General features: G+C 35.5%; 29 protein-coding genes and 1 tRNA gene. 13 read left to right on the plus strand and 17 right to left on the minus strand.

Annotated elements, in window-relative coordinates; genetic code table 11:
• Both BSEPE_RS03955 and BSEPE_RS03960 read right to left on the minus strand, forming a co-directional pair.
• A complete protein-coding gene (locus BSEPE_RS03955; protein ID WP_066044349.1) occupies positions 1–777 on the minus strand; it encodes a ParA family protein in 777 nt (258 codons plus the stop codon).
• Between the two features lies 1 nt (position 778).
• On the minus strand, positions 779–2,131 hold the full coding sequence (locus BSEPE_RS03960; RefSeq protein ID WP_231893481.1) for a S41 family peptidase: 1,353 nt from the start codon (positions 2,129–2,131) through the stop codon (positions 779–781).
• A gap of 107 nt (positions 2,132–2,238) precedes the next feature.
• Here BSEPE_RS03960 and BSEPE_RS03965 point away from each other — a divergent pair, with 107 nt between their 5' ends.
• The 4 genes from BSEPE_RS03965 (at position 2,239) to BSEPE_RS03980 (ending at position 3,889) form a co-directional block, all read left to right on the plus strand.
• A complete protein-coding gene (locus BSEPE_RS03965) occupies positions 2,239–2,829 on the plus strand; it encodes an ABC transporter substrate-binding protein (protein WP_066044353.1) in 591 nt (196 codons plus the stop codon).
• Positions 2,830–2,852: 23 nt separating this feature from the next.
• Positions 2,853–3,152: an ArsR/SmtB family transcription factor gene (locus BSEPE_RS03970; protein ID WP_066044355.1), complete on the plus strand. Its 300-nt coding sequence runs from the start codon at positions 2,853–2,855 to the stop codon at positions 3,150–3,152.
• 16 nt (positions 3,153–3,168) lie between these two features.
• Positions 3,169–3,245, plus strand: a tRNA-Arg gene (locus tag BSEPE_RS03975).
• A 140-nt stretch (positions 3,246–3,385) separates the two neighbouring features.
• Positions 3,386–3,889 (plus strand): helix-turn-helix domain-containing protein, encoded by a 504-nt coding sequence (locus BSEPE_RS03980; protein ID WP_066044357.1) that lies wholly within the window; start codon positions 3,386–3,388, stop codon positions 3,887–3,889.
• 13 nt (positions 3,890–3,902) lie between these two features.
• On the opposite strand, the gene BSEPE_RS03985 is transcribed toward BSEPE_RS03980, so the two are convergent.
• The 8 genes from BSEPE_RS03985 to BSEPE_RS04020 all read right to left on the minus strand — a co-directional run bounded on the left by BSEPE_RS03985 (position 3,903) and on the right by BSEPE_RS04020 (position 13,447).
• Positions 3,903–4,640 (minus strand): hypothetical protein, encoded by a 738-nt coding sequence (locus BSEPE_RS03985; RefSeq protein ID WP_066044359.1) that lies wholly within the window; start codon positions 4,638–4,640, stop codon positions 3,903–3,905.
• Positions 4,627–6,054, minus strand: coding sequence for a restriction endonuclease subunit S domain-containing protein (locus BSEPE_RS08150; protein ID WP_231893482.1), 1,428 nt, complete (start codon positions 6,052–6,054; stop codon positions 4,627–4,629). Before BSEPE_RS08150 ends, BSEPE_RS03985 begins: the two co-directional genes overlap by 14 nt.
• Before the next feature lie 32 nt (positions 6,055–6,086).
• On the minus strand, positions 6,087–8,072 hold the full coding sequence (locus tag BSEPE_RS03995; RefSeq protein WP_066044360.1) for an N-6 DNA methylase: 1,986 nt from the start codon (positions 8,070–8,072) through the stop codon (positions 6,087–6,089).
• 159 nt (positions 8,073–8,231) lie between these two features.
• Entirely contained in the window at positions 8,232–9,290 is a 1,059-nt protein-coding gene (locus BSEPE_RS04000; RefSeq protein ID WP_066046099.1) for a Fic family protein, read from the minus strand.
• A gap of 97 nt (positions 9,291–9,387) precedes the next feature.
• A complete protein-coding gene (locus tag BSEPE_RS04005) occupies positions 9,388–10,833 on the minus strand; it encodes a hypothetical protein (protein ID WP_066044362.1) in 1,446 nt (481 codons plus the stop codon).
• Positions 10,834–10,987: 154 nt separating this feature from the next.
• Positions 10,988–11,221: a helix-turn-helix domain-containing protein gene (locus tag BSEPE_RS04010; RefSeq protein WP_066044364.1), complete on the minus strand. Its 234-nt coding sequence runs from the start codon at positions 11,219–11,221 to the stop codon at positions 10,988–10,990.
• Between the two features lie 223 nt (positions 11,222–11,444).
• A complete protein-coding gene (locus tag BSEPE_RS04015) occupies positions 11,445–12,293 on the minus strand; it encodes a hypothetical protein (protein WP_066044366.1) in 849 nt (282 codons plus the stop codon).
• A 2-nt stretch (positions 12,294–12,295) separates the two neighbouring features.
• Entirely contained in the window at positions 12,296–13,447 is a 1,152-nt protein-coding gene (locus tag BSEPE_RS04020; RefSeq protein ID WP_066044368.1) for a tyrosine-type recombinase/integrase, read from the minus strand.
• A gap of 213 nt (positions 13,448–13,660) precedes the next feature.
• Between BSEPE_RS04020 and lgt the strand changes: the two genes are divergently transcribed.
• Genes lgt through BSEPE_RS04035 form a run of 3 tightly spaced genes read left to right on the plus strand, consistent with a single transcriptional unit; the run spans position 13,661 to position 15,626 of the window.
• On the plus strand, positions 13,661–14,428 hold the full coding sequence (lgt, locus tag BSEPE_RS04025) for a prolipoprotein diacylglyceryl transferase (protein ID WP_066044371.1): 768 nt from the start codon (positions 13,661–13,663) through the stop codon (positions 14,426–14,428).
• On the plus strand, positions 14,428–15,282 hold the full coding sequence (gene thyA, locus BSEPE_RS04030) for a thymidylate synthase (protein WP_066044373.1): 855 nt from the start codon (positions 14,428–14,430) through the stop codon (positions 15,280–15,282). The genes lgt and thyA overlap by 1 nt, the downstream gene beginning before the upstream one ends.
• 14 nt (positions 15,283–15,296) lie before the next feature.
• Positions 15,297–15,626: a zinc ribbon domain-containing protein YjdM gene (locus BSEPE_RS04035; protein ID WP_066044375.1), complete on the plus strand. Its 330-nt coding sequence runs from the start codon at positions 15,297–15,299 to the stop codon at positions 15,624–15,626.
• Here BSEPE_RS04035 and BSEPE_RS04040 read toward each other — a convergent pair whose 3' ends face one another.
• Together BSEPE_RS04040 and cas6 are read right to left on the minus strand one after the other, a co-directional pair.
• Entirely contained in the window at positions 15,627–16,634 is a 1,008-nt protein-coding gene (locus tag BSEPE_RS04040; protein WP_066044376.1) for a thioredoxin family protein, read from the minus strand.
• Between the two features lie 36 nt (positions 16,635–16,670).
• Complete coding sequence (cas6, locus tag BSEPE_RS04045) at positions 16,671–17,339, minus strand: type I-MYXAN CRISPR-associated protein Cas6/Cmx6 (RefSeq protein ID WP_066044378.1); 669 nt, start codon at positions 17,337–17,339, stop codon at positions 16,671–16,673.
• Between the two features lie 48 nt (positions 17,340–17,387).
• On the opposite strand from cas6, the gene rnc reads away from it, so the two are divergent.
• The 5 genes from rnc to acpS are packed head-to-tail and all read left to right on the plus strand — an operon-like array spanning position 17,388 to position 20,715.
• Entirely contained in the window at positions 17,388–18,044 is a 657-nt protein-coding gene (rnc, locus tag BSEPE_RS04050; RefSeq protein ID WP_066044380.1) for a ribonuclease III, read from the plus strand.
• The gene (era, locus tag BSEPE_RS04055; RefSeq protein ID WP_066044382.1) at positions 18,041–18,925 is read left to right on the plus strand and encodes a GTPase Era; all 885 of its coding nucleotides are present in this window, start codon (positions 18,041–18,043) and stop codon (positions 18,923–18,925) included. The genes rnc and era overlap by 4 nt, the downstream gene beginning before the upstream one ends.
• A complete protein-coding gene (gene recO / locus BSEPE_RS04060) occupies positions 18,918–19,616 on the plus strand; it encodes a DNA repair protein RecO (RefSeq protein WP_066044383.1) in 699 nt (232 codons plus the stop codon). The genes era and recO overlap by 8 nt, the downstream gene beginning before the upstream one ends.
• Entirely contained in the window at positions 19,613–20,338 is a 726-nt protein-coding gene (gene pdxJ / locus BSEPE_RS04065) for a pyridoxine 5'-phosphate synthase (RefSeq protein WP_066044385.1), read from the plus strand. Before recO ends, pdxJ begins: the two co-directional genes overlap by 4 nt.
• Entirely contained in the window at positions 20,335–20,715 is a 381-nt protein-coding gene (gene acpS / locus BSEPE_RS04070; RefSeq protein ID WP_066044386.1) for a holo-ACP synthase, read from the plus strand. Before pdxJ ends, acpS begins: the two co-directional genes overlap by 4 nt.
• A 25-nt stretch (positions 20,716–20,740) precedes the next feature.
• On the opposite strand, the gene BSEPE_RS04075 is transcribed toward acpS, so the two are convergent.
• The 4 genes from BSEPE_RS04075 to BSEPE_RS04090 all read right to left on the minus strand — a co-directional run bounded on the left by BSEPE_RS04075 (position 20,741) and on the right by BSEPE_RS04090 (position 23,137).
• The gene (locus BSEPE_RS04075; RefSeq protein WP_066044388.1) at positions 20,741–21,046 is read right to left on the minus strand and encodes a hypothetical protein; all 306 of its coding nucleotides are present in this window, start codon (positions 21,044–21,046) and stop codon (positions 20,741–20,743) included.
• 68 nt (positions 21,047–21,114) lie between these two features.
• Entirely contained in the window at positions 21,115–22,011 is an 897-nt protein-coding gene (locus BSEPE_RS04080; protein ID WP_066044390.1) for a pentapeptide repeat-containing protein, read from the minus strand.
• Positions 21,990–22,691, minus strand: coding sequence for a bifunctional 2-polyprenyl-6-hydroxyphenol methylase/3-demethylubiquinol 3-O-methyltransferase UbiG (gene ubiG / locus BSEPE_RS04085; protein WP_066044392.1), 702 nt, complete (start codon positions 22,689–22,691; stop codon positions 21,990–21,992). The genes BSEPE_RS04080 and ubiG overlap by 22 nt, the downstream gene beginning before the upstream one ends.
• Positions 22,688–23,137 (minus strand): peroxiredoxin, encoded by a 450-nt coding sequence (locus tag BSEPE_RS04090; protein WP_066044394.1) that lies wholly within the window; start codon positions 23,135–23,137, stop codon positions 22,688–22,690. Before BSEPE_RS04090 ends, ubiG begins: the two co-directional genes overlap by 4 nt.
• Positions 23,138–23,182: 45 nt before the next feature.
• Here BSEPE_RS04090 and lepA point away from each other — a divergent pair, with 45 nt between their 5' ends.
• On the plus strand, positions 23,183–24,970 hold the full coding sequence (gene lepA, locus BSEPE_RS04095; protein WP_066044396.1) for a translation elongation factor 4: 1,788 nt from the start codon (positions 23,183–23,185) through the stop codon (positions 24,968–24,970).
• Here lepA and BSEPE_RS04100 read toward each other — a convergent pair.
• A complete protein-coding gene (locus BSEPE_RS04100) occupies positions 24,967–25,761 on the minus strand; it encodes a cytochrome C assembly family protein (protein ID WP_066044398.1) in 795 nt (264 codons plus the stop codon). The genes lepA and BSEPE_RS04100 overlap by 4 nt on opposite strands.
• Positions 25,762–25,807: the final 46 nt, after the last annotated feature.

Genomic DNA, 25,807 nt, shown 5'->3' on the forward strand with positions numbered 1-25,807 from the left:
TTAATTAATTAAAATTGTTGTTTTTCTAACCACTTCGCTTGCCAATGATACATACGAAATCGAGCCTTTGGACGATCTTGCGTAATTAATAGCTGCTTGTCCGTGACTTGGCGCTTCTGCTAATTTTACATTTCTTGGGATGATAGTCTTGAATACTTTACTAGAAAAGTATTGTTGTAATTGCACCGAAACTTCATTCGACAAGTTGTTGCGTACATCATACATGGTTCTAACCAATCCTGTTATTTTTAAAGAAGCATTGGTGGTTGCCTGAATTTTTTCAATGGTTTGCATTAAAGCACTCAATCCTTCTAAGGCATAATACTCACATTGCATTGGAATAATAATGCCATTCGATGCCGTAAATGCATTAATCGTGAGCATATTCAATGAAGGTGGGCAGTCAATAATGACATAATCATAGTTGTCGTCAACGATAGCAAGCGCTTCTTTTAATTTGTATTCTGAGTGACTATTTTGTAGTAGAGCAATCTCAGCGGTAATTAAATCGGTGTTAGAAGGGATGACATCAATATCAACAGCATCTGAATAAGTAATAGATTCTTCAATGCTACATTCACCTAATAACAGTTCACATGTAGAGTTTGACAGTTTGTTTTTGTCAATACCACAACCCATGGTTGCATTACCTTGCGGGTCAATATCAATTAATAAGACTCGTTTTTTAATGGTTTTCAATGCGGCACTTAAATTCACAGCAGTGGTGGTTTTACCCACACCACCTTTTTGATTTGCAATTGCAAGAACGATAGCCATTTTATTTTTTTAATACCGTGAGTGCTTTGAGTAAATTTCGAGCCTGAAGGATAAAATAGTCTTTTTCAAGTCTGTCTAACGCCTTCTTATTTTCTTCTGATTTCTTACTTTCTTGAGCGTTTAGAATTTCTTTGGTAGAGAGTTTGGTTGGATCTTCTATTTCCAAATGTCCCTCTAAATCGCTTTCCGAAGTCTCGGTAATACTGTCCTCTTTTTCATCACCTAATTTGATGTTTTTAAGCTTGATGTCTGGCTCTATGCCTTTGGCTTGAATGGATCGGTCGTTTGGTGTGTAATATCTTGCTGTGGTTATTTTTAGACCGTAGCCACCTTTTAACGCAAGAATGGTTTGCACCGAACCTTTGCCGAAAGAGGTGCTACCCATAATGATGGCGCGTTTATGATCTTGCAGAGCACCAGCAACAATTTCTGAAGCGGAAGCAGAGCCTTTATTGATTAAAACCACCATTGGGGAGTTATCTAAGATATCACCAGCATCAGAGATAAATTTGGCATTTGAACCAGGAATTCGACCTTTGGTATAGACAATAATACCTTTATCGTCCAAGAATAAGTTGGAAACATCAACAGCACCATTTAACACGCCACCTGGGTTATTTCTTAAATCAAGAATAAGAGAATTTAGGTCGCCATCGTTTTCCTCTTTTAAGCGTTGAATGGTTTTTTCTAATAAATTAGCTGTCGGACTTTGAAAGCTAGAAATACGCACATAACCAATACCGTCTTCAAGTAAAAAACCTTTGACTGACACAATGGTAATGATTTCACGGGTAATTTTGACCACAAAAGGTTTGGCGTTCTTACGCAAAATAGTAATACTGATATTTGTTCCAGCTTTGCCACGCATAAGACTAACACCTTCTTCTAGTGTCATGCCACGCACAAGCTTTCCATCAATTTTTATAATCTTGTCACCCGCCTGAATACCCGCCCTGTAAGCGGGCGTATCGTCAATTGGGGAAATCACTTGAATAGCGTCATCCTTTTTAGTAATGACGATACCCAATCCGCCAAATTTACCAGAGGCACTCTCTAATAGCGTTTTTTGTTCTTTTGGTTCTAGGTAAACAGAGTGCGGATCAAGCCCACTAACCATGCCTTTAATAGCATTGGTAAATAATTTTTTGTTATCAATCTCTTCTACATACAGTCCTTTAATTTTGCTGTAAGTAACGGTAAATGCCTTAAGGTCCTTGAAAAAGGCTTCTAATTTTTCCTTTTCTTTGTTAGAATCGGCTGAGGCAGGGGCGCTCAATACAAAGAACGCGGTAATGATAACTAAGAGGGTTGAGTTTTTAAATTTATTTAATAAAATCATAATATAATTATTCACTTATAAAGAATTGAAGGTTAAAAATGGATATAATATATTGAATAAAATATCCATCAAGTTGTTTTTGGATTTTACTTGTTTTTTGTTTTAAGGTAACGGAGAAAAAAATGAAAAAATTAAATAATGTGTTATTGGTGTTTGTACTTTTGGTATCGTCAGTCGTATATTCAGCAGAGGTACAGAGAGTGACAACGATAGAAAACCCAGTTAAAGTCATACAGTCAACTATTGTTAAGCTTAATCAGTTAACAACCGCAACGATTTACTCTCCACAAATGATGGGTTTTTTGGTTGAACAAGAGATTACCCCTTTGTTCGATTTTGAGCACATTGCCACTGAAGTTTTATCAATAAGTCGTATTAACTTAGGTGAAGAAGAGACAGAGTTTTTCGCAAATAGGATTAAGAAAAATGTCATTAACACCTTGATATCAAAATTGGCAAGAAGTCACACAGGTTCATTTTATTTTGTCTCTGCAAGACCAACTATACAGAATAATATTATCGTTAGATTGAGTGCAAAAGGGTATTCTAGATTTGCGCTTAACTTAGACTTGTTTTTCCATCAGAGCAAGTCAGGAAAATGGCAAATTTTTGATGTTGCATTAGGCCACGATAGTTTGGTTAACTATTATCAAAGAGTGGTGCGTAGTAAAGTAAGAAGGTATGGCGTGTATGGCATGCTAGGTAGAATTTAATTTATATAAATAAAAAAAATAGAATGGAATTATTAGAAAGAAACGAAGACATTGAAAAGGCAACAAACGCCTTGAAGGCGATGGCACACCCATTGCGTCTAAAGATTTTATGTGCGTTAAAAAGTGATGAATTGCCTGTGCTTGAAATCGTTGAACAGGTTGGCTCATCCCAATCTAATATTTCACAGCATATTGAAATCTTAAGAGTCAAAAATATTATTGAATCTCGACGCGACGGTAATCGAATTTTATGCAAGGTTAAAGATACAAAAATTTTGAAATTAGTTGCCAATATGCAAGCGGTTTTTTGCTCAGGAAGTTAGCTAATTGATAGTTTATGCGCTCGTAGCTCAACTGGATAGAGTATTGGCCTCCGAAGCCAAATGTTGGGTGTTCAAATCACCTCGAGCGCACCATACATAAAATCCTTTATATATAAGGCATAACACACATAAACACACCTTGATATAGCACTACATTTTAAGTATAAATTTACTAAAAATGTAATAATAGTGTAATATTTAATCTTGTTTTCACAATACAGGAATTAAATAAAATGGATATTACAGGCACACAATCAAAACAAATTAGAGAGGATTTAAACCTTTCACAAAACAAAACTGCTCAAGGCTCTAGGGTTAATCGTGGGTATTTATCAATGTTTGAAGCGGGGGTGTTTCAACTACCCGAACATTACAAACAACAACTGATTAATTTTTACGCCTCACAAGGCTATCTATTCACTCAAAATGAGATGATTATTGATAATGGCTATATTGATGAGCCGATAGATGTAAATGATGATAATCGCTATTATGAAGAAGAAAGCTGCACAGAAAATAATAATGTAACTTTTAATACAACCCAAAGTGTAGACAAAGAAATAGTAGAAACATCGAAAATTGCCATCAATCCAAAACTAGCTAATGCAATACTGGTAATTACTACTTTAACGATTTTTCATCAAATTGCTAAAAATAACGGCTTTGATATTTTTGATTGGATTGATGATAAATTATCATCCAAGAAAAACAACGATTATTTTGATGGGTTTTATTAACTTATTAAATAAATCAACTAACAGGGATTTTGTGAACAATTTTTCTTAGTGTGAAATATGCAAATTTATAAACTTTCATCACATCTTCATTTGGCTCTACTTCGCTATGAAAAAGTGCATTTCTTAGCTTGTATAGAATTACCATATAGCCTTGATAAATACCTTTAATAATTTTACCTTGCTCCATACTGTCATATTCATCAAAAGATTTTAATTTATCTAATTCTTCTATTAAATTTACTGTGTATTTTGATACAAAGCCTATAATTTCAGATTTAACTTTTTCTTTTTGAGTTTTGCTTATTTTTGCATTAATTATAACTTGATCTAAATCATCATAAGAAAAAGGGTTTGACTGATATTTTTTAACTGTAAATGTAAATTTATCACCATCAATTGCTTTAATAAAATATTGAGTTTTATTAAATTTTTGATTAAATACATCTTTTACCTCGTGCTTGCCAATTTTTACTACTGATAAATTAATAACTTTACCGTTATTCATTATTTCTGTTGCAGTTATTGCATCTCGCAAGGCAATTAAATCATCTTTAAAATGTTTTCCAGAATTAACTAACCCCTCAAACTTTCCTAAAACAATGATATTTCCTTGAATTTCTTGTATTTGCTCCGTGTCATTGTTGTTTGGATATTTGCATTTAAGATAAGCATTAAAGGCAAAATAAGCCTTAGTAAAATAGACATAATAATCTATATCAATAGACTCTCTATAAGTTTTAAATTTGTTCATTGATTAACTTTTTGGCTTGGGTTTCATCTTGCTCAATTGCCATTTCAACCGCTTTTTTGGCGAGTTCTAAAAGTTGCCTTGACTCTTCTTTTAGTTTAAAAGATTTTTTGATTTTTTCTTCTATTTGGGTTTGGGTTTTACTGTCTATGATAGGAATTAAAACCTCTCCTATTTCTGATGGCTTCCAATGTTTGATAATTGAGCCTCCTGCGTCTCTTTGACTTTGCATTTGCACAACCAAACTATTTAAAATTAAAGTTAAATACTCACTAAAAATTTTCTCTTTATATTTACTCTTAATTGTTAAATGCAGTAACGCACCAGATGTAATAAAATTAGTATTTTTTTTAACATTATAAGCAATGCCAACCGTTCCATCTTTTGATAATAAAATAGTGTCTTTTTTAGGTTGCAATTTTTCTAACACTTCATCATCAAATAATGTTTTTGATAAGTGAATATCAGGACTTGATAAGCCAAATTTTGTAATATTTGAAACCCTTACAAAAGGAATGCCACTTTCTTGATAAGCATCACTTCCTGGTTCTATGGATTTTTGAATATTAACAACATTATCTAAAATGTCATATTTTGTGCTTTTAACTTTATCAATTATTTCATCATATTTTGGCTGGTAATATTCGCTATCAAGTCGCCCACTAACCTCAAAACTCTCACTAAATGACTTAATGGCGATATTTTCATTTGATGGCTTAAAATTTAGTAAATCTAATTCTGTTAATAAAAGATTTTCTGCTTCACTATAAAACTTTTTACTTTGTTCAATTTTATTTTGAGATAATTTAACTAATTCTTGTATTTTTAATTGAAAAGAATTTGATACAACGGGTATTGGTATTTTTTTCATATCACCAACATTTAATTTTGGCTGAGCATTACCACTGATTCGTCTTAAAATTAGATTTTGAGAATATAATGAATTTAAATAAACTAAAATATAAAATTTTTCACTATCTATAAAATTTAATAGTTTAATACCTAAGTTATTTTCACTTATATTACAAGTTCCTATTTCTTCATCTACTCTTGCAATAAGTCCTATTGTATTACCTACTTTTGACATAACTAAATCATTCAGAAATAATTGTGAATTTTTTAATAAAAGATTATTTTCATCTGATATGTAAACAAGAGTATCTTTCTTAATTATAAACTTATCTTTTAAATTTTCAACTCGTACAAAAGCCACCCCTTTATCTAAATAACTATGGCTTTTAAGCGTTGAACCAAAAGGACCACTTACAACATTCTCTAAATAAAAATACTTTTTAGTTTTAAGTAATTTATCAAAATATAAACTTTTTTTATTAAAAAATTCGCTATCTATTCTTTGAGTATCATTGCCCTCTAAAACCTCACTAAGCCTAAGTTCAACTATTTCCAGCCCATCCAACAACGCCTGATATTTGGCGTTATTAAATGGGCTTAGGTCTTTCCCACAAAAGAAAGTTGTTCCTTTTTAGCAAATTCGGTAAATGCTTCGGCTATTCCATCGTTTGTAATTCCATCATGATTAAATAAATCGTGGTCAATAATTAAATGGTCGTGTTTGTCTAACTTGTTTGAACCATCATCATTTTTAACATAGATTTTTTCGCCTGAATTGTCTTTGCTAGGCTTGGACATGGTGGCAAAAAAGATATTGTAGTCATCAGTTTTGGGGCATAATTCATCATCCCATTTTTGCACCAATAAAACACTGGTTTTTGTGCCTGTGTGTGGCTTAAACACATTGCCATGAAGTCCTACAACTGCTAATATCCTACAACGCTCGGCGATAAAATCACGGATATTTTTATCACTAGAATTATTAAATCTACCTTGTGGCAAAACTACTGCCATTCGTCCGCCACTTTTTAGCATATCAAGATTGCGTTCAATAAAAAGTATATCTCTGCCTACTTTGGTTTGATATTTACCATTGGGTTTTTTACCTAGTTCGTAACGATGCAAAATTCTACCTTCTTTGATGTCTCCTGCAAAAGGCGGATTTGCCATAACGATATCAAAGTTAAATTCTTTATTTTCTTTTTTAACTTTTCTTAATTTTTTAAGTCTTTTCCAGCCTTCAAAATAGGTATCTTGCCAGTCTTCGTCTTTGGCATTTTCATCCCATCTTTCAAAATCAAGTGAGTTCATATTTAAAACATTAGTATGTCCATCACCTGCGATAATGTTTAGCATTCTTGCTACTCGCACTGATTTTTTGTCAAAATCAATGCCAAATACTTTTTCTTTTACATAATTTAATGCCCTAGGGTGTTTTTCTTCTGCTGTGAATAAGTGGCTTTCTGTAATACCTTCGTCTTGATATATTTTTTTCCACACTTCAAAAACACTATGAATAGGAAAACCACAACTACCTGCTGCGGTATCAATCATTGTTTCATATTCTTGTGGATTAAGCATTTTCACGCACATATCAATCGCATATCTTGGGGTGAAGTATTGCCCTTTTTCACCTTTTGAATTTTTATTGACTAAATATTCAAAGGCATCATCAATCACATCTAAATTAGAATTAAACAGTTTTACATCTTGCAAAGATGATACACATACTGATAGGTGGCTTGGGGTTAGCTCGATAGTTTCATCTTCTTTAAAAATACCACTCCATTTTGTTTTAGCATTAGTAAATAATTTTTCTATTTTTTGTTTAAGTTCGCCATCACTTTCCCCGTAGTTTCTAAATTCTAGAGTTTTGGTGAGTTTTCTAGTATTTTGCAACTCATCAAAAAGTTTAATAAATATTAGCTTAAACACCTCTTCAAAGACATCCACCCCTGCATTAGCCAAAACTTCATCTTCCATATCCAGCACAATATTTTTAAGGCTTCTTCTTTGGGTTTTTAAGATGTCTTTTTTGATTAAATCATCAATCGTAAACTCTTCTTTTAAAACATCTCTTAATGATTGGTTAGCAAGCGGGATATTAGGGATTGGTTCAAAATAATTTGGGTCTTTTCGATGATAATAAACCGTTTGTTCGCCATTACTCCAAACTGCCATGGTTGCCCCAGTGGAATTACAATAACTTTTTAATTGCTCTTTGCCATCTTTTAGTTTTGGTTTTTTAACTTCAATAACAATATAGGGCACGGTTGGCTGTATTTTATCCATAATGACAATATCAGCACGCTTTACCTCACGCCCAAAATGTACGGAAAACTCTATCTGCATACGACTATAAGGATAATCATAATCTTTGTGTAGGGATAATAAAAACAGCTGTCTTACAACTTCTTCAGGTTTGATTTGAATATCTTTTTTACGGACTAAGCAATTGATAAAATTCGCTTGCTTGCCTCTAACTTCTTTTTGAAAAATAAGCGATTCAATTTCTTGAATATGCCCATCTTTAAATTGAGTTAGTTTGTAATTAGTATCTTGTAATATTTCACTTATTTTCATAACTCACCTTTTTTAGTTTGCGGGTAATTTTTCCCATTTTTTCAACATAGTTTTTAAGCTATGTTGCTTTTTTCTACCTTTTTACCCATATTAAATAAATATGAGTAATTTATTACATTTTTTACCCATATGTTTAAAACATGAGTAATTTTTAGCGTTTTATACGCTTACGCCATCTTTTAATAAATACCATAGTTGATGGTTAATAAAATACTTGCTCCTACCAATTTTTACGCTTTCTATTAAACCTATACCCTCTAAATCATTTAGGTATTTTGAGGCGGTTTTTCTAGTAATATTTAGCTCACTCACTAAAAAATCAATTTTGGTATAAGGGTGATTAAACAATGCTTCCACTAAATCTTTGCTGTATATTTTTGGCAACTTCTCTTTGATGATTTCTTTGTCTTCATTCATTAAAGAAACAATATCGTAAATTACTTCAGTGGTTTGTTTTGCTGTTTGCTCTACTGCTTCTAGCATGTACAAAATCCACGCTTGCCAGTTGCCTTTGGTGTGGACTTCTTGCAACAATTGATAGTATTTTGCCTTATGGTTGATGATGTAGCCACTTAAATACAATACAGGCAAATCCAGTAAATCATTTAACATTAAATATAGGATATTGATAATTCTACCTGTTCTGCCGTTGCCGTCATAAAATGGGTGTATCGCCTCAAACTGATAATGAATGATAGCCATATTGATAAGGCTGTCTAAATCATTTTTCTCGTTAATATACGCTTCAAGGTTGGTTAATAATTTGACGATTTCTTGATGGTTTTGTGGTGGCTCATAAATCACCTCACCTGTTTTATCATTTTTTAGCTTAGTGCCTGCTTGGGTTCTGATGCCTGCATTGTTATTCTCTAAAATACTTTGAATTTTTACAATATCATTAATCGATAAAATACCGTTTTTAATCAGTTCCACCCCTTGCAATAAAGCACTTTGATAGTCTTTGACTTCTTTTGCCCCTTTGGTGGCACTTTTTAGGTCTAAATCTGCCTTATAAAGCTCATCGTGAGTGGTGATAATGTTTTCAATCTCGCTACTGTCTTTCGCTTCTTGTAAGGTTAAGGCATTAATCAAAATAAAACGATTAGGGACGCTTTTTGCCGTTTCATTGAGAATTGCCAGCGCTCTATTAGCACTAATGGATTTTTTTAAAATCTCTTTAGTTTCTAGGTCTTGCTTAACGGGCAAAAATTCAAGCATTATCTCTTGGATGTATTTTTTAATAGATTGTATTTTAACTGTCCCAACTGTCCATAAGTAAAAAAATAAACGGTCAGGACAGTTTAGACGGTTAAAATTAAATCCGTTCAATAGTAATAACCCTTTTCCCATCTAATTTAGCCTTACTAATCACAATACCTACTTTTCTAAACAGTGATTGAAAGCGTTTTAACTGCTTAGATACTTTTTCTGGACTATCCACCCAATTTCTAGACATTCTTATTCTATCGTTTACTTTGTTGTCTAATACTGTTAAAAGTTCTGTCGCTGTGCCACTCCATTTGCTTACTTTGTTAATCAAGGTATAAATGGTATTGGCAAAAGTTGAGGCTTCTATGGCGTTATAGGTGGCTTGATTAATATTGTGCTGATAACTATCCATAAACTCACCTTGTACACTCTCTGATGAGCTCGCCCATTTTGCAAAGTCCAGCATTCTTGGCGGGTTGTCAATTTTAACTGTATCAATAGTGTTTAATGCGATGGATAGTTTGCTTAACAGTGCGCCAAATATATAGGGGTAATCTTGATTAAAGGCTTGTTTAACTTGTCTTTCATCTTTTTGAGATGTTAGTCTTGGCAAGTTAATCACCAGTGAGCGACTGGCAAGGTCGCCCCTTGTGGCAATATCATCAATACCGTTTAGGATAATTGGGCGTTTGGCTTTAATACTGATAATATCCATATCACTAAATAATTTTCTTTTGCTTGATGCTGTACCAGTGGAAATACCACATAGAGTATCGCTCACATTGATATTAATACCACTGAGATTATCAATCGCTAAGGCGTGATTGCAACTGGCAATCAGCATTAAATCATCCTCGTTTTTTGGGCGTGCGCTGATGAGGTTTGTATTTGGGTCTATTAAGCGTCGCAAAAGTCTAGTGGTGGTAGTTTTTGCTGAGCCTTCCTCACTTTGTAAGATTAATATCGGGTAAGCACCACTGTCTGCTTGTAGGCTCATTAATAACCAACCTACAATCAATGGAAAATCCCGCTCATTGATATTGAGGTGCTGTTTTAATAGTTCAATATTACCGCCAGCCTTTGGCATTGGTAGGGCTTTCATACCAGTATTCCTGATAAATGCCACAGGTGAGGTATTTAAAATACGCCAATTGTGATTATCAATCTCTATGACTTGCCAATCATCATTACACAAATCAATATAAATTTTGCCTTTGGTTTGTGCCACTCGTAAATACACCTCTTGACTAACACCATCAAACTTGGCTTTTGCATTTAAAGTATCTAGTGCATCTTTAAAGGCGTTACTGCTAATACCTGTATTGGTGAGTTTGTAAAATTTATAACCTAGCCAATCTTTAAATCCACTGGATTTTATTGCCCATACCTCAGTATGATTTTTAACTTTAATCTTTGCAAAGCAATCCCCTATATCATTATGAAAATACGCACAAAAACTGTCTGCTATTTCAATGAGTATACCGGCTTGTTTTTTCTTATTGCCATCTTGATAGACTAGATTAATTGCTGGTTTTGTAGTTTTATCTAACATAGCGCCTCCTTGTTGTTAGACAAGTTTAACAACTGTTTAAAAACTGTTAGAAAATCGCCTGCAAGCCTTGTTAGTACTTGGGAAGTATGCGTTAGACAACTACTGTTATTTTGGTAAAATACACTTCTAAATTGGTCTAAATATTGACTAAACATTACTCAACCTCCGTTCTTCTTTGCGTTCTCTCATCTAAAAACTCATCTAGGTTTTGTTCTCTGTATCTAACCTTGCTACCAATCTTTATATAAGGGATGTTGTATCTGCCAGTGCATCGCCATACTGCTAAGGTATCGGGTGCAACGCAAATATAATCGGCTGCTTGTTTTGAGGTTAGTAATTTTGGTTTGTTGCTTTTATTTACCTTGTTATTTTCGTCTTCGTTACTCATAATAAATATCCTTTTTTTGTATTAAAAAATGTAGTGAGTGATTAAAGCTCATTACAACCCACCAACCGTAAGTTAATTTTGGTTGGTGTGGGGAAATTATCAAATGTATTTGAGTAAAAGAAAATTGCAGGGGAAATTAAAAAACATACAGCCTTTAAGACTGTATGTTTTTAATACTTATATATCAATATGTTAAGTAAAAACATACAGTGTAAATTATTTTTTAAACGCCTGTAAGTTTTATTAATTTATTGGATTTTTTTAGTAAATCAGACATACTAGATGTACTTTTATCCTTAGGTTTTTTGTCTCTTCCGCCTTTGCTGTTTTTAGGGTTTGGGTGTAGGTGCGCAATTCTAGTTCTCAATGTAGAATCTGCACATTTTTGATGTTTACATCCTTTTAGCAAATCCTCTTTATGTTCTCTTATTATTTGCGCTACTCGTTTACTAGGATATAAAGCCCACAATTTACTGGCATTTCTTTGGGTGGTTTCTACATCTATTTGTGCGGGCGTTAATTTTCTTAATGTAGTTTTTTCTTGCAATTCCATTTTTTGCCAACTACTCTTAGTTTGTTCTAAATAACCACTAAAAGAGTTGTATTGAATAAATTCCTGCCTTAAGAAAAATTCTCTATCCATATTAAAAACAATCTGTTTGTTTTCTGCATCAGTTGCATAAGATGTAAATAGTGTATCTGCCAAATAATAAAAACACTCACACAATCGCTCTTTAGTTAAATCTACATTTTGCAAAACTGCATTTAGCGTGGTTGAAACTTCATCTAAATTTGGGTCTTGATACACTTCTCTTAGGTATAGGTAAATAACATCAATATCTTTAACCAAATTTACCTTATATGGTGAATTAGCTTGCACAAGTGTTTCAAAATTAGGAAAATACTCGTATGCATTAACAGGCTTTAAAATCCTATGTCTAAGTCTGTTATTGATGAAGTCTAATTGCTCTTTGTATTTTAGCTCTATTGGCTTCAATCTGATTGAGGTTAAATTATTTCTTCCAAACTCTTCTAAAAAATAACTAACTATTTTATTTTCAATTTTATCCATAATCAACTATCCTTTAATCTAGTGTCCAAATTATCAAAAACATCTTGCATTGCCTGTAACTGCGCTTTTACATTCTGATTAGTATATCGTCCTGTCACACTTGTATTAGTATGCCCTAGATAGTCTCTAATAATGGCAAAACTTGCACCATTACTTGATAGCCAAGTCGCACCAGTATGGCGTATGTCGTGCATTCTAAATTTTTCTATATTGGCAGTTTCGCAAACTTTATACCAAGCTCTTTGTGGCGATTGCAAGTGTCCACTTTTACTGGTTTGGCTATAAAAAACATATGTGCCTTTAGAGTGTTGTTTTAATTCATTGAGTAGGGCGGTTGCCTGTTTGATTAGTGGTGTTATTTTTACATTGCCTGTTTTGGATTGAACTGCCCTCCAGTAATTAATACCGTCTTCAAAATGCACATCTTCCCATTTCATTGATAGTAATTCACTTTTTCTAGCACCAGTATAAAAAAGCATATAGAAAAAAACCTTAATTATTGGGTGGTAAAAATCATTTAGTGCGTTAAAGAAGGTTTCCTCTTCTTGCTCTTGTAAATATCGCTCTCTTGAATTTTCTTTAAATTTTTGAACACCTTGTACGGGATTTTTATAATCCCAAATATCCCAATCAATGGCACGGTTAAATATTGCTTTTAGTAGGGCAGTTGTTTTATTGGCGGTTCTTTGCCCTATGTTTTGTGCTAAATTTCTTTGAAGTTCTAGGACTTTTAGTTTTGTTATTTCTGACAGTTGTTTTTTATGAAGTGTTTTTAAATAGCGGTTGTAATGATAGATGGCGTGGGTTTCGTTTTTATTATGTTGCTTAATATGATTTTCAAGATAGATATTAAATAAGTCATCTAAAGTTGGTTCATTTAGTTTTTTTTGCTTTTCTTCATTCGGGTTTGTGCCTAATTCTATCTGTTGGTTTAGTCTTGCACATTCTTTTCTTGCTTGTTCAATTTTTAGGGCGGGGTATCTGCCTATTTTTATTCTTTGAGTTTTATAATTTACGCACCTCACCAAGTAAAAAGTTTTAGTACCTTTCGGGGAAATTCTAATATATAATCCTTGTGCCTTGTCATCTTTAATATCTTGTATTTTTCCGATGGGCTTGATTGAGTTTAAAAACTCTTTAGTGAAATTGGGCATTTTTTAAATAATGTAATAATAATGTAATAATTCGTGTCAAAAAACAGCATTTATGGTTAATGCTTGTTAATGAAGTATTCTACCATACATATTGATACATAAGGGATTGTAAATAATTATTAAGTTAGGTTAAGTTATGATAAATAGAAAGTTTTTAAACTCCGAAGCCAAATGTTGGGTGTTCAAATCACCTCGAGCGCACCACATTAAAATATGACTTATCCCGATATAAACCCCATCGCATTAGACTTAGGATTTATCCAGATTTATTGGTACGGTATTATGTATCTACTGGCATTTTTAAGTGCCTATCTATTAGCAAATCATCGCACTAAGCAATTAGACAACTGGCACAAAGAGCAAATAGAGGATTTAATCTTTTATGGTGCGATTGGTGTGGTTGTCGGTGGCCGTTTGGGCTATATATTGTTTTATAATCTTAGTGCTTTCGTTGCAGACCCACTGTCTGTCTTTGCCGTGCAAAACGGTGGTATGTCATTTCACGGGGGATTTTTAGGGGTTGCCTTTTCAATGTGGTTGTTTAATCGAAAATATAACAAAACTTTTTTTTCAACAATGGACTTTGTTGCGCCATTGGTACCGTTGGGTTTAGGGTTTGGTCGTCTTGGTAATTTTATTAACAGTGAGCTTTGGGGCAAGGTAACCACCAGTCCATTTGGAATGTTTATTCAAGAACAAGGGGTTACCCGTTACCCGTCACAATTATATGAAGCTTTTTTAGAGGGCTTTATTTTGTTTGTGATACTCTGGATATTCAGCAATAAATCTCGTGCGCCGATGACAATTTCTGCATTATTTCTAATCTTTTATGGGCTATTTAGGTTTGTTATTGAATTTGTTAGGGTACCCGATGTTCAGCTAGGGTATTTAGCGTTTGATTGGCTGACTATGGGTCAGTTGCTCAGTTTGCCAATGGTTGTATTGGGTGTCATTCTTCTCTTAAAAGCGAATAAAAAATAATGAAAGCCTATATTGATATTGGGAGACGAATTTTAGATGAGGGCGTGTGGATTTCTAACACGCGCACGGGTCAAAAAACGCTGACGGTTATTGGCGCTACTTTTGAGCATGATTTATCCGATGGCACTGTACCTGTTGTCACCACTAAGAAGCTTTTTTGGAAGTCTGCCATCGCTGAAATGCTCGGATATTTGCGTGGCTATAGTAGCGCTGCACAATTTAGAGCGCTTGGTTGTAACACCTGGAATGCCAATGCCAATGATAATAAAGCTTGGTTAGGCAATCCACATCGCTTGGGTAAAGACGATATGGGCTTATGTTACGGCGTTATAGGGCGAGCGTTTCCAGGTATTGAAGACGATAAGCCATTAGACCAGTATAAAAAAATTGTTACCGATTTATCAAATGGCATTGATGACAGACGCGAAATTATGACCTTTAATCATCCAAATCTTACACACCGCGCTTGTTTGCCGGCTTGTATGCATACGCATCACTTTAATTTATTGGGCGATGATTTGTACATTGAGAGTTATCAGCGAAGTAGTGATTTTGCTTTAGGACAGCCTTTTAACCACTTACAAGTCGCATTTTTATTATTGATTACCGCACAAATAACAGGCAAAAAGGCTTCGATCATGCGTCACCACTTGTCTAATGTGCACCTTTACGAAAACCAAGTAGAAATTTTCAAAAACCAGCAGATTAATCGCGAGCCAATGGCGTTACCTTCTCTTAAAATTAATCCAAACATTAAATCTTTGGAAGATTTAGAGACTTGGGTGACAATGGAGGATTTTGAATTAGTCAACTATAAACACCATGAAGCGATTAAGTACCCATTTACTATTTAACTTAAGGGAAAAATATGAGTTTACCAAGTTGCCCAAAATGCCATTCTGAATATGTTTACGAAGACGGCAATCTTTTAATTTGTCCAGAGTGCGCGTATGAATTTACCGCTGCCGATTTGGCGGAAGAGAAGGTTGTCATTAAAGATTCTAATGGCAATATATTGGTTGATGGTGATACAGTAACTGTCATTAAAGACTTGAAAGTTAAAGGCACATCAACTTCTGTTAAAGTTGGCACAAAGGTTAAAAACATTCGTCTTTGTGATGGCGACCATGATATTGATTGTAAAATTCCTGGCTTTGGGGCAATGAAACTTAAATCTGAGTTTGTCAAGAAAGTTTAATCACTTCCAAATATCTACTTCCACTCCTTGGGCGCGCAGTCTATCTCCGCGTTCAATGATATAGCGTTGGAATTCTGGTTGATGTTTGTAGTCGGCTGAAGCCACATATTCTAAAATACTGAGCCAATGAAATTGCTTGAGAAACGCATCTTTTCGGATGATTTCCTTACCATATTGGTCAAAAAATACGACCGCAGGTGCATAGGTTAAATTAAGAGATTCGTACCAATCTTTAGCGGTGGTGCGTTTGCCCGTAGGGGTAATGAGTTTTTCATCAGAGAATGCATTAAAACGCACAACTTGCATTTGCTTTAAGTATTCTTGTGTTTGTTTTAGTGGCATTATATTTTTGTGAAAATTATTACATTCTTCGCAGTTTGGCTCTTCAAAAAATACTGCCAACACTTTCTGTGCAGGGATTGTTTGATTACGCATTAATAAATGTGGACCGGATTCGAAGTGTACATTGGCATTTAGTACGCCTGTTTTATTTTTCTTCAAATCACTTAAATAACTAACATAAGATTTTTTGAGGTAGATTTTATTGCTGATATAGCCCAAAGTGGCATGCATTTTTTTAATAGATTGGTAGCCGTTGAGGCGCAATAAAGTTTTGCCTTTTGCGTTTAAAAATACAAGCGTTGGCGTAAATTGTATTTTCATCTGCACTGCAAATTCTTTTTCAGAAAATTCCCTGCCCATCCAATCATTTAAGTCACGATTACCAAACATATTGACTTCAATAGAGTCAAAGTTCTTTTTGAGTTTTTCGACTAAGGGTTTATCGTGGAAATTATCTCGCACCAGTTTGGCGCAATAGGGGCAGCCATTTTGATGAAAGTAAATCATTATATGGCGATTATTTTCATTAGCCTCTTCTAAATCTTCGGAAAAATCCATAAAGGTAGTTTTGAACCAATTTGGAATGGGCTCATCTTTGACAACTTTCCTTTCTGCAGTGTAAGCATGGGAAGAGAGTAGGATAAAGATAAGAAAGAAAATACGCATAGGTCAATTGTAAACCTAAATTTTGTTTAATGCAAATCAGACCGCATTTACTGATTCAATACCTTTTTGAGGTAAAAATAATCCACAACCTAATAAGCGATGCTCGCCGATACCTTGTTCTTGTAGAGTTACGGATTCGGCTTTGCGTAGGCTGGCGACCATTAATGAGCGGGTATGGATAGTGCCATTAGGGGTTTCTATGTTTCTTTCTAATCCTGCCATCATTTTTTTTGGTTGAATGCCGAGCGCTTGAAGTTGATTGAAAGAAGTTTGTAGGAACGCTTCTTCGCTGACGCCTTTATCACAGGCTACGCGTTTGGCAAAGACGATTTGCATATCGCTCATTAGTTTTGAATCTAATGCTTTAATGAGCTTAATACTGTATTCACCTAAATCAAGCGTTGTTCCTGATAATGCCTGCGTTTCTTTTAGTTTTTCTTGTGGTACACGGATGTTGAGTCTTGAGCGTTTAGAGGGGTAGTACAGCCCTGATTCGTCTTGCTCCCAGCCATTGCCATCAGCAACGCTAATGTCGAAGATACCCGCATTGACTTCTGCTAGCCAAGGCAGGTGTTTAAGTAGGGCTTGCGATAGAAGATAGGCATGGTCCATTGGTAAGATTTTTGAACGAATGGAAAACACGGCATCTTGAATGCTCGAAGGAAGCGTAAAATGTTCTTCTTTGATATCTTCTTGCCAAAACATTAGTATTGTCTCTTTTTGTAATGGCGCTATTATAAACGAATACCATCGATGGATAAATTACAGAAAAAAATTAATTATCAATTTAAAGACATAAACTTGTTGAAACAGGCGTTGACGCATCGTAGTGTCGGTAAAAACAACAATGAGCGTTTAGAGTTCTTAGGTGATAGTATTTTAGGCGTGGTGGTTGCACGAGAGTTGTATCAGCGTTTTTCAGGGATTGGCGAAGGTAAATTATCTCGTTTTAAATCTTATGTGGTGAGGGGTCAAACTTTAGGATTAATTGCCGCAGAGCTTAAATTATCAAATTTATTGATTTTAGGATCAGGCGAATTAAAAAGTGGCGGGCACAATCGAAAATCTATTCAAGCTGATGCGGTTGAGGCGATTTTGGGCGCTATTTTTTTAGAGGCTGGATATAAAACAGTGAGCGAAGTGATTTTGGATTTATTCAAAGTTTATCTTGATGACATTAATCCAAATGATACTTTGAAAGATTTTAAAACAAAATTACAAGAGCGCCTACAGAAATTTAGGCAAACCTTACCACAATATACTTTGGTTAAAACCACAGGTAAAGATCATAATGCCTTATTTACGGTTAGATGCCTATTGCAAGATCAGAAAATACAAGTTGAGCAAGAAGCTAAGAGCATCAAAAGAGCTGAGCAGATGTGTGCTGAAATTTTATTGGAGAAATTATGAATCATCAGGCAGGATTTATTGCCGTTATCGGTCGTCCAAATGTTGGAAAATCTACTTTGACGAATGAACTTATTGGTCAAAAACTTTCCATCACCTCGCACCGTCCACAAACTACCCGCCATCGTATTCATGCTATTGACACCACCGATGATTATCAGATGGTTTTTGTGGATACACCGGGAATGCACATGGGTAATGCTAAGGCGATTAATGCCTATATGAATAGGGCGGCAAGCTCAACTATTAATGATGTGGATATTATTTTATGGCTGGTTGAGGTGGGTAAATGGACCAAAGAAGATGCGCGTGTTTTAGGGCATATGCGTAAGGCCGAAGTGCCAGTCATTCTTTGTGTTAACAAAATTGATAAGTTAAAATCTAACCACGAAGTTCTGCCTTTCTTGAAAAAAATTGGAGAAAAATACCAGCCGAGTGCACTGTTTCCACTTTCGGCCTTTAAGAAAAATGATACCAACGCTCTGCGTAGATTGATTCTGAAATATTTACCGGAGCAAGAAAATATTTTTGATGCAGATTATATTACCGACAGAAGTGAAAAATTTGTCGTCGCTGAGTTCATCCGTGAAAAACTGATGCGCCATTTAGAAGACGAATTACCATACGATTTAACGGTTGAAATTGAACAGTACGAATTAGACGGAAAAATGCAAAGAATTGCTGCCAGAATTTTGGTTGAAAAAAATTCACAAAAAAACATCGTTATCGGTAAAAAAGGCGAAATGTTGAAACTCATCGGCACCGAAGCTCGTCAAAGTCTTGAAGATTTTTTGGAGCGTAAGGTATTTCTAAAACTGTGGGTTAAAGTTTCCACAGGTTGGTCAGATGACAAACGCGCACTGCTTTCTCTAGGTTATGACTAAGGTAGATTTAACCCCTGCCTTTTTAATTCACCGTAGGGCATTTAAAGATACTTCTTTATTATTAGATTTTTTCACTCAAGAACACGGCAGTATTCGTCTTGTTGGTCGGGGGCTTCGTAAGTCAAAAACATCTTTGCAAATGTTTCAACAGATGAATATTTCGTTTTCTGGACGAGGAGAGTTAAAAGCCTTAACGGGTTGGGAGACGGATGACCAGCCAAGGAATTTACCCGGCGAAACTTTGATTTTGGGTATATATGCGAATGAATTAATATACAGATTATTACAAAGCCAAGACCCACACCCAGCGTTGTTTGAAGTGTATAAAAATTTTATTCATCAATTAACTGGCTTGGAAAAACAATCACAGCACTGGTTACTGAGAATGTTCGAGAATAATTTACTTTCTGAATTAGGCTACGGATTGGATTTTTTGACAGATGTGGATGGCAATGAAATCAATGAAAAATCTTATTATGATTATCAAGCTCAATCTGGTTTTTTGTTGAGTAGTGCAGGTAAAATATCAGGTAAATTGATTCACTTGTTGTCGGCAGAAAACTTATTAGACCTGCCAGATACCGAGCAATTAACCGTATGTAGAAATTTAAACAGAGCAAGATTACAACCTTTGTTAGGCGACAAACCCCTACAAAGTCGTTCTTTGTTCTTTACAGCACACAAAATATGAGTATTTATTTAGGCGTTAACATTGACCACATTGCCACCATTCGTCAAGCACGAGGCACAAACTATCCATCCCCTGTTGAGGGTGCATTGCTATGCGAACGCTCAGGGGCAGACAGTATTACCTTGCATTTGCGTGAAGATAGGCGTCATATTCAAGATTACGATGTAGAAATCTTGCGTGAAAAACTCACCACTAAAATGAATTTAGAAATGGCAACCACCGATGAAATGATTGCCATTGCAAGCAAAATTAAGCCAGAGGATTGTTGTTTAGTCCCCGAAAAACGCGAAGAATTAACCACAGAAGGGGGGCTGGATGTTGCCGGTCAAATCCCAAGAATGACGGATGTTTGCGCTCAACTTAAAAATGCAAACATCATTGTTTCTTTATTTATTGATGCACAAAAAAACCAAATTGATGCCGCTAAAGAATGTGGTGCACCTGTTATTGAGTTGCATACCGGGCATTATGCCGACACAATGGGCGTTGAAAAAGTTGCTGAATTTGAGCGTATTAAAACCATGGCAACTTACGCACACTCAATTGGCTTACAAGTCAACGCAGGACACGGTTTAACCATGGAAAATACCACAGAAATTGCCAAACTGCCTGAAATCAAAGAATTGAATATTGGACACGCCATTATTGCCAGGGCGATATTCATCGGGCTAGCGGCAGCCACACAAGAAATGAAAGATTTAATAATAGGAGCCAGAGCGTGATTTACGGCATAGGCACAGACATTGTTCTTATTGAGCGTGTTGCACACATTCTCAGAAAAAACCGAGACGGCTTTGTTAAGCGCATTTTATCCGAACACGAACAAGCCTTATTTGCCAACAAAGGCGACAGCGCCGCCTATTGTGCCAAGCGTTTCGCCGCCAAAGAAGCCTTTGCTAAAGCCCTAGGTACGGGCATTGGTAAAATCGTCGGTTTCCACGACTTAACCGTTCGTAACAATGAAGAAGGTAAGCCTTACTTTATTCCTAGTGAAAGATTACGCCTGTATTTAGTAGATAAAGGCATCAAACAAGCCCATCTTAGCCTCTCTGATGAAAAAATCAACGCCGTCGCTTTTGTTATCTTAGAAAAAGAGTAATTTAAATCCTAAGCTGGGCTTAGGGTTAATTAATGTATTGGAAAAATCCTGCTTTTTGTGCTTCGCGCTTTGTGCCATCGCAGCCGTATTTTTTAGCGGTGTTATAAGTAGAAATTGCAAACGGATGCTGCTCTAACACTGATATTGGTGTTTTATCCATTTTAAATCGTTTTAATCCTTGATTCATTCTACGAGCACCCGCTGGATTGAGTCCTGCGCAATTTTCATTATAAAATTTTACCGCACCAACAATTGCTAGCATTTCATTGGGTGATAGAGCGCTGACTGATAAACTTATTGTTAAAAATAAAGTGCTTAATGTTTTTTTCATTTTATAGAACTCTCTATCATCATTCCTTTTTCGCTTGGATTGAATCCTTCTAGAAATTTTGTATAGATCTAACCTTTCAAATCAGTTCCATCAAAATTAACCTCAGACAAACTAGCTCCTGATAAATTTGTATTTTTCAAGTTTGATCCTTGAAAGTTAACTCTCTTTAATTCTCTATTTGATAGGTCTACACCTTGTAAATTAGCACCCTGAAAATTTATATCCATCAATATTTTTGGTAGAATAGCCCCTTGTAAATCAGAGTTTTGTAATTTTGCATCTTCTAAACTAGCTTGCTCAAATTTTACATTTTTTAAATTAACTCCTTGCAAATTAGCGTCATTGAATTTAATATCTTTAAATTGCTTTTGTGTGAATAGTTTAAATAGGTCTGATGTGCGCTTTTCAATCGTAAAGTCTTGTAAATCAAATATGCAGCCATTCAAATCAAGCTCTTCTGCTGTGTAGTTATTATCGTTAAACCATTTTAATATATGTTGAGCATAAGTTCTTCTTTCCCATTTATTGTTACCAAGATTTTTTTTTGAAAAACTTTTGAGTGCTTTAATAAAAGAAAGCTTTACATTTCTTTTATATTCAGGCACTTTTTCTGTTAAATCAATCAACCTTTGTGTTGCAATTTCACGACAAACGACCATATCATCAGTTAGCATTTTCAAAGCATCAAACAAGTCGTTTTGATGGATATTTTCACGAGTATCATGAGTTCGAAAAAACCATAATAATGCACCAGTTGGCAAAGCCAACAACACAAAAAGCAGTGGTGTGGTTTCTGGTGCAACATTAGCATTTGTAATGAACTTATATAGGAGTGAGTGACAATATTTTGAAAGAATAACCCCTAATAAGCTACTTAAAGCTAAAGAAAAAAAGCGCCACTTTAGGATTATAGTTCTTATCATTTTAGTTTTTATAGAAATAGCTAGTATTTTTGATAATGACATAGATAATTTACACTCACATCGTCTTCTAATTTATAGATCTTCGTAAAGAGATTGTAAGTCATGCCAATCATACTTTTTAGGGTTAAACCTGAATGTCTTGCCCATTCATCCATTTCACTGGGTTGGATAAATTTATCCCAGTCGTGAGTGCCTTTTGGTAACAATTTAAGGATATATTCTGCACCAACGATGGCGAATAGATACGATTTTGCATTACGATTTAGCGTTGAAAAGAATACTTGTCCACCAGGTTTGACGATTTCACTACAGGCTTTAATGATGGAGCTTGGGTCTGGAACATGCTCTAGCATTTCTAGACAAGTGACAATGTCATAAGTTTCCGCATTGTCTTTAGCGAAATCTTCTACGGGGATTTTTTGATAATCAATGTCTAAGCCTGATTCAAGTAAGTGCAATTTTGCCACTTCCAAACCTGCTTCTGCCATATCAATACCTGTCACAATCGCGCCTTCAAGCGCTAATGCTTCCGCCAAAATACCGCCACCACAGCCAACATCAAGGATTTTCTTGCCTTTTAAACTGCCACCACATTTTTCTTTAATGTAGTTGAGGCGTAGAGGATTAATGTCATGCAGAGGTTTAAATTCAGAATTCTTATCCCACCAGCGAGATGCCAAATCGGAAAACTTTTCAACTTCGTTTAAGTCTACATTGCTCATAGCGTTTTTACGAATGCCAAAACTTCGTCAACATGACCTTTAACTTTGACCTTGTCCCAAGATTTTAAAACATTACCGTTAGCATCGATCACAAAAGTAGAGCGCACAATGCCCATATATTCCTTGCCCATAAATTTCTTCAATTGCCAAACGCCAAAGGCTTCGCACAATTCACCTTCGGTATCAGCAATCAACTCAAACGGAAATTCTTGCTTGGCTTTGAATTTTTCATGTTTGGCTAAATCGTCTTTTGACACGCCGTAAATAACGCTATTGGCATCAACAAATGCTTGGTGATTGTCTCTAAAATCTTGCCCCTCAGTGGTGCAACCTGGGGTGGCATCTTTTGGGTAGAAATATAAAACAATGTTGCGCCCCTGGGTATCGGGAATATTGACTGTTAAATCGCTGGTAGCGACACAGGTAATTGGTTGAACTTTATCCATGACTGTATAATACCTAAAACTTAAAATCCTTATTTTATCACTTGCATGAAAAACATTCGTAACTTTTCAATTATTGCCCATATTGATCATGGTAAATCTACCATTGCTGATCGTTTTATTCAGTTTTGTGGCGGTTTGAGTGACAGAGAAATGTCAGCACAGGTGTTAGATTCAATGGATATTGAAAAAGAACGCGGCATTACCATTAAATCACAAAGTGTCACTTTAGATTACAAGGCTAAAAATGGTGAAATTTATCAGCTTAACTTTATTGATACGCCAGGTCATGTAGATTTTTCGTATGAAGTTTCTCGTTCACTTTCTGCCTGTGAGGGTGCCTTATTAATCGTCGATGCATCGCAAGGTGTAGAGGCGCAAACGGTTGCCAACTGTTATACTGCACTGGAGCAAGGTTTAGAGGTGCTACCCGTCTTAAATAAGATTGATTTACCTGCAGCAGACCCTGATCGTGTGGCTGATGAAATTGAAGATGTGATTGGTGTTGAAGCCACAGAAGCTGTGCATGTAAGTGCTAAATCGGGTATTGGCATCGAAGATACGCTAGAGCAAATCGTAGAAAAAATTCCCGCACCAGAAGGCGACCTTGATGCGCCGATTAAGGCGTTAATTATTGATTCTTGGTTTGATAATTATCTCGGCGTTGTCTCTCTCATTCGTGTAATTGATGGAGAGATTAAGTCCAAAGATAAGATTAAAATTTTCTCAAATGGGCAAGAGCATCTGGTTGACGAAGTCGGTGTTTTTACCCCAAAGCGCCTGAAAACCGATAGCCTAAAAGCAGGTGAAGTTGGCTTTATGATTGCCAATGTTAAAAATATCGATGGTGCGCCTGTTGGCGATACGATTACCAGTATTAAACACCCTGCCAGCGAACCCTTAGAAGGCTTTAAACCCGTGCAACCTCGTGTGTTTGCTGGTTTGTTTCCAATCTCAGGTGAAGACTATGAGAAGTTCCGTGATGCTCTGGCAAAATTGCGCTTAAATGATGCGGCGCTGCAATATGAACCTGAAAACTCTGATGCCCTAGGTTTTGGTTTTAGGATTGGCTTTTTAGGCTTGTTGCACATGGAAATCGTGCAAGAGCGATTAGAGCGCGAATATGATTTAGATTTAATTACCACAGCACCAACCGTCGTTTATGAAATTTTAGACACCAAAGGTAATCTGATGCGCGTTGATAGTCCATCAAAAATGCCAGAAAATCAATTCATTGCAGAATTCAGAGAGCCAATTATTACGGCTAATATCTTAGTAACCAATGAATTTGTCGGCAATGTTATTACCCTTTGTATGGAGAAACGCGGCGTACAAAAAAGCTTAACCTATATGGGAAAACAGGTGCAAATGGTGTATGAATTACCCCTTAACGAAGTTGTATTAGATTTCTTTGATCGCTTAAAATCTGTCTCCCGTGGCTTTGCTTCAATGGATTATAAATTTGAACGATACCAAGTTTCTGACTTAATTCGTTTGGATATTATGATTAACCAAGAGCCCGTTGATGCACTTGCACTCATTATTCACCGTGAAGATTCCGCACGCAAGGGTAAAGAAATTGCCGATAAGATGAAAGAACTGGTACCAAGGCAAATGTTTGATGTTGCCATTCAGGCTTGCATCGGAGTAAAAATTATTGCCCGAACCAATGTCAAAGCCTTGCGTAAAAATGTTACCGCAAAATGTTACGGTGGCGATGTCTCGCGAAAGCGTAAATTATTGGATAAGCAAAAGAAAGGTAAAAAGCGTATGCGTAGTGTTGGTAGAGTGGACATTCCACAAGAGGCATTTTTAGCTGTTTTACATATTGACTAGCTCAATAAACGCTCTAAAACAAACTTAGAGCCATAGTAGGCAACCAATAAAATCCCAAAACCGACCTGCGTGGTGATAATGGCTTGCTTGCCACGCCAACCAAAAACCTTTCTACCGAAAACCAGTACAGCAAATACAATCCAAGCAATAAGTGAAAGCACAGTTTTGTGTACCAAATGTTGGGAAAATATGTCGTCAATAAAGATAAAACCAGTGACAAGGGATAGAGTAAGCAAGTAAAAGCCAATTCTGATGTTTTGAAACAGTAGGGCTTCCATGGTTTGCAAGGGCGGTAATTTATTAATAAATCCATTAATGTTATTCGTATGTAGATGTCGTTCCTGTATCTTTAATAATATTGACTGACATACGGCTAACGCCAATAGGGCGTAGGCAGTGATGGATAAAAATACATGCGAAGCAATGCTAAGAGAGATGGTTTTGACGGCAGGGGTAGCATCGGGAAATAGGATATTGAAAACTAATAACAATGCGACCAATGGATAAACCAAGATACCAAGTGCATGCACAGGTTTTGAAATTGAAGATAAAAATAATAAAATGGCAACCACCCAAGCGATGAAAGAGGCGCTATTAGCAAAGCCAAAAAATACACCGCCGCTTGTTGCCCAAAAACTTGTAAAGGTTAAAGCGTGAGCGATAACGGCATAACTAATAAGCAAAAAGACACTTTTTTGATGGCGATGTTGTGGGTTGTTTTTAGTAAAAAATTGCATTAATAACAGTGTGGCAATTAAATAAGCGGCAACTGCAGAATAAGATAAAAACATAATCAACTTGTTGAATGAATGTGAGACATTATAATATACACTTTAT

Source organism: endosymbiont of Bathymodiolus septemdierum str. Myojin knoll (assembly GCF_001547755.1).
In the GTDB taxonomy this organism is placed as follows: domain Bacteria; phylum Pseudomonadota; class Gammaproteobacteria; order PS1; family Pseudothioglobaceae; genus Thiodubiliella.

Excerpts from the sequence above, each read along its gene's own strand:
- BSEPE_RS03955 (WP_066044349.1), bottom strand. The coding sequence starts at position 777 with ATGGCTATCGTTCTTGCAATTGCAAATCAAAAAGGTGGTGTGGGTAAA.
- BSEPE_RS03965 (WP_066044353.1), top strand. The coding sequence starts at position 2,239 with ATGAAAAAATTAAATAATGTGTTATTGGTGTTTGTACTTTTGGTATCG.
- BSEPE_RS03970 (WP_066044355.1), top strand. The coding sequence starts at position 2,853 with ATGGAATTATTAGAAAGAAACGAAGACATTGAAAAGGCAACAAACGCC.
- BSEPE_RS03980 (WP_066044357.1), top strand. The coding sequence starts at position 3,386 with ATGGATATTACAGGCACACAATCAAAACAAATTAGAGAGGATTTAAAC.
- BSEPE_RS03985 (WP_066044359.1), bottom strand. The coding sequence starts at position 4,640 with ATGAACAAATTTAAAACTTATAGAGAGTCTATTGATATAGATTATTAT.
- BSEPE_RS03995 (WP_066044360.1), bottom strand. The coding sequence starts at position 8,072 with ATGAAAATAAGTGAAATATTACAAGATACTAATTACAAACTAACTCAA.
- BSEPE_RS04000 (WP_066046099.1), bottom strand. The coding sequence starts at position 9,290 with ATGCTTGAATTTTTGCCCGTTAAGCAAGACCTAGAAACTAAAGAGATT.
- BSEPE_RS04005 (WP_066044362.1), bottom strand. The coding sequence starts at position 10,833 with ATGTTAGATAAAACTACAAAACCAGCAATTAATCTAGTCTATCAAGAT.
- BSEPE_RS04010 (WP_066044364.1), bottom strand. The coding sequence starts at position 11,221 with ATGAGTAACGAAGACGAAAATAACAAGGTAAATAAAAGCAACAAACCA.
- BSEPE_RS04015 (WP_066044366.1), bottom strand. The coding sequence starts at position 12,293 with ATGGATAAAATTGAAAATAAAATAGTTAGTTATTTTTTAGAAGAGTTT.
- BSEPE_RS04020 (WP_066044368.1), bottom strand. The coding sequence starts at position 13,447 with ATGCCCAATTTCACTAAAGAGTTTTTAAACTCAATCAAGCCCATCGGA.
- lgt (WP_066044371.1), top strand. The coding sequence starts at position 13,661 with ATGACTTATCCCGATATAAACCCCATCGCATTAGACTTAGGATTTATC.
- thyA (WP_066044373.1), top strand. The coding sequence starts at position 14,428 with ATGAAAGCCTATATTGATATTGGGAGACGAATTTTAGATGAGGGCGTG.
- BSEPE_RS04035 (WP_066044375.1), top strand. The coding sequence starts at position 15,297 with ATGAGTTTACCAAGTTGCCCAAAATGCCATTCTGAATATGTTTACGAA.
- BSEPE_RS04040 (WP_066044376.1), bottom strand. The coding sequence starts at position 16,634 with ATGCGTATTTTCTTTCTTATCTTTATCCTACTCTCTTCCCATGCTTAC.
- cas6 (WP_066044378.1), bottom strand. The coding sequence starts at position 17,339 with ATGTTTTGGCAAGAAGATATCAAAGAAGAACATTTTACGCTTCCTTCG.
- rnc (WP_066044380.1), top strand. The coding sequence starts at position 17,388 with ATGGATAAATTACAGAAAAAAATTAATTATCAATTTAAAGACATAAAC.
- era (WP_066044382.1), top strand. The coding sequence starts at position 18,041 with ATGAATCATCAGGCAGGATTTATTGCCGTTATCGGTCGTCCAAATGTT.
- recO (WP_066044383.1), top strand. The coding sequence starts at position 18,918 with ATGACTAAGGTAGATTTAACCCCTGCCTTTTTAATTCACCGTAGGGCA.
- pdxJ (WP_066044385.1), top strand. The coding sequence starts at position 19,613 with ATGAGTATTTATTTAGGCGTTAACATTGACCACATTGCCACCATTCGT.
- BSEPE_RS04075 (WP_066044388.1), bottom strand. The coding sequence starts at position 21,046 with ATGAAAAAAACATTAAGCACTTTATTTTTAACAATAAGTTTATCAGTC.
- BSEPE_RS04080 (WP_066044390.1), bottom strand. The coding sequence starts at position 22,011 with ATGTCATTATCAAAAATACTAGCTATTTCTATAAAAACTAAAATGATA.
- ubiG (WP_066044392.1), bottom strand. The coding sequence starts at position 22,691 with ATGAGCAATGTAGACTTAAACGAAGTTGAAAAGTTTTCCGATTTGGCA.
- BSEPE_RS04090 (WP_066044394.1), bottom strand. The coding sequence starts at position 23,137 with ATGGATAAAGTTCAACCAATTACCTGTGTCGCTACCAGCGATTTAACA.
- lepA (WP_066044396.1), top strand. The coding sequence starts at position 23,183 with ATGAAAAACATTCGTAACTTTTCAATTATTGCCCATATTGATCATGGT.
- BSEPE_RS04100 (WP_066044398.1), bottom strand. The coding sequence starts at position 25,761 with ATGTTTTTATCTTATTCTGCAGTTGCCGCTTATTTAATTGCCACACTG.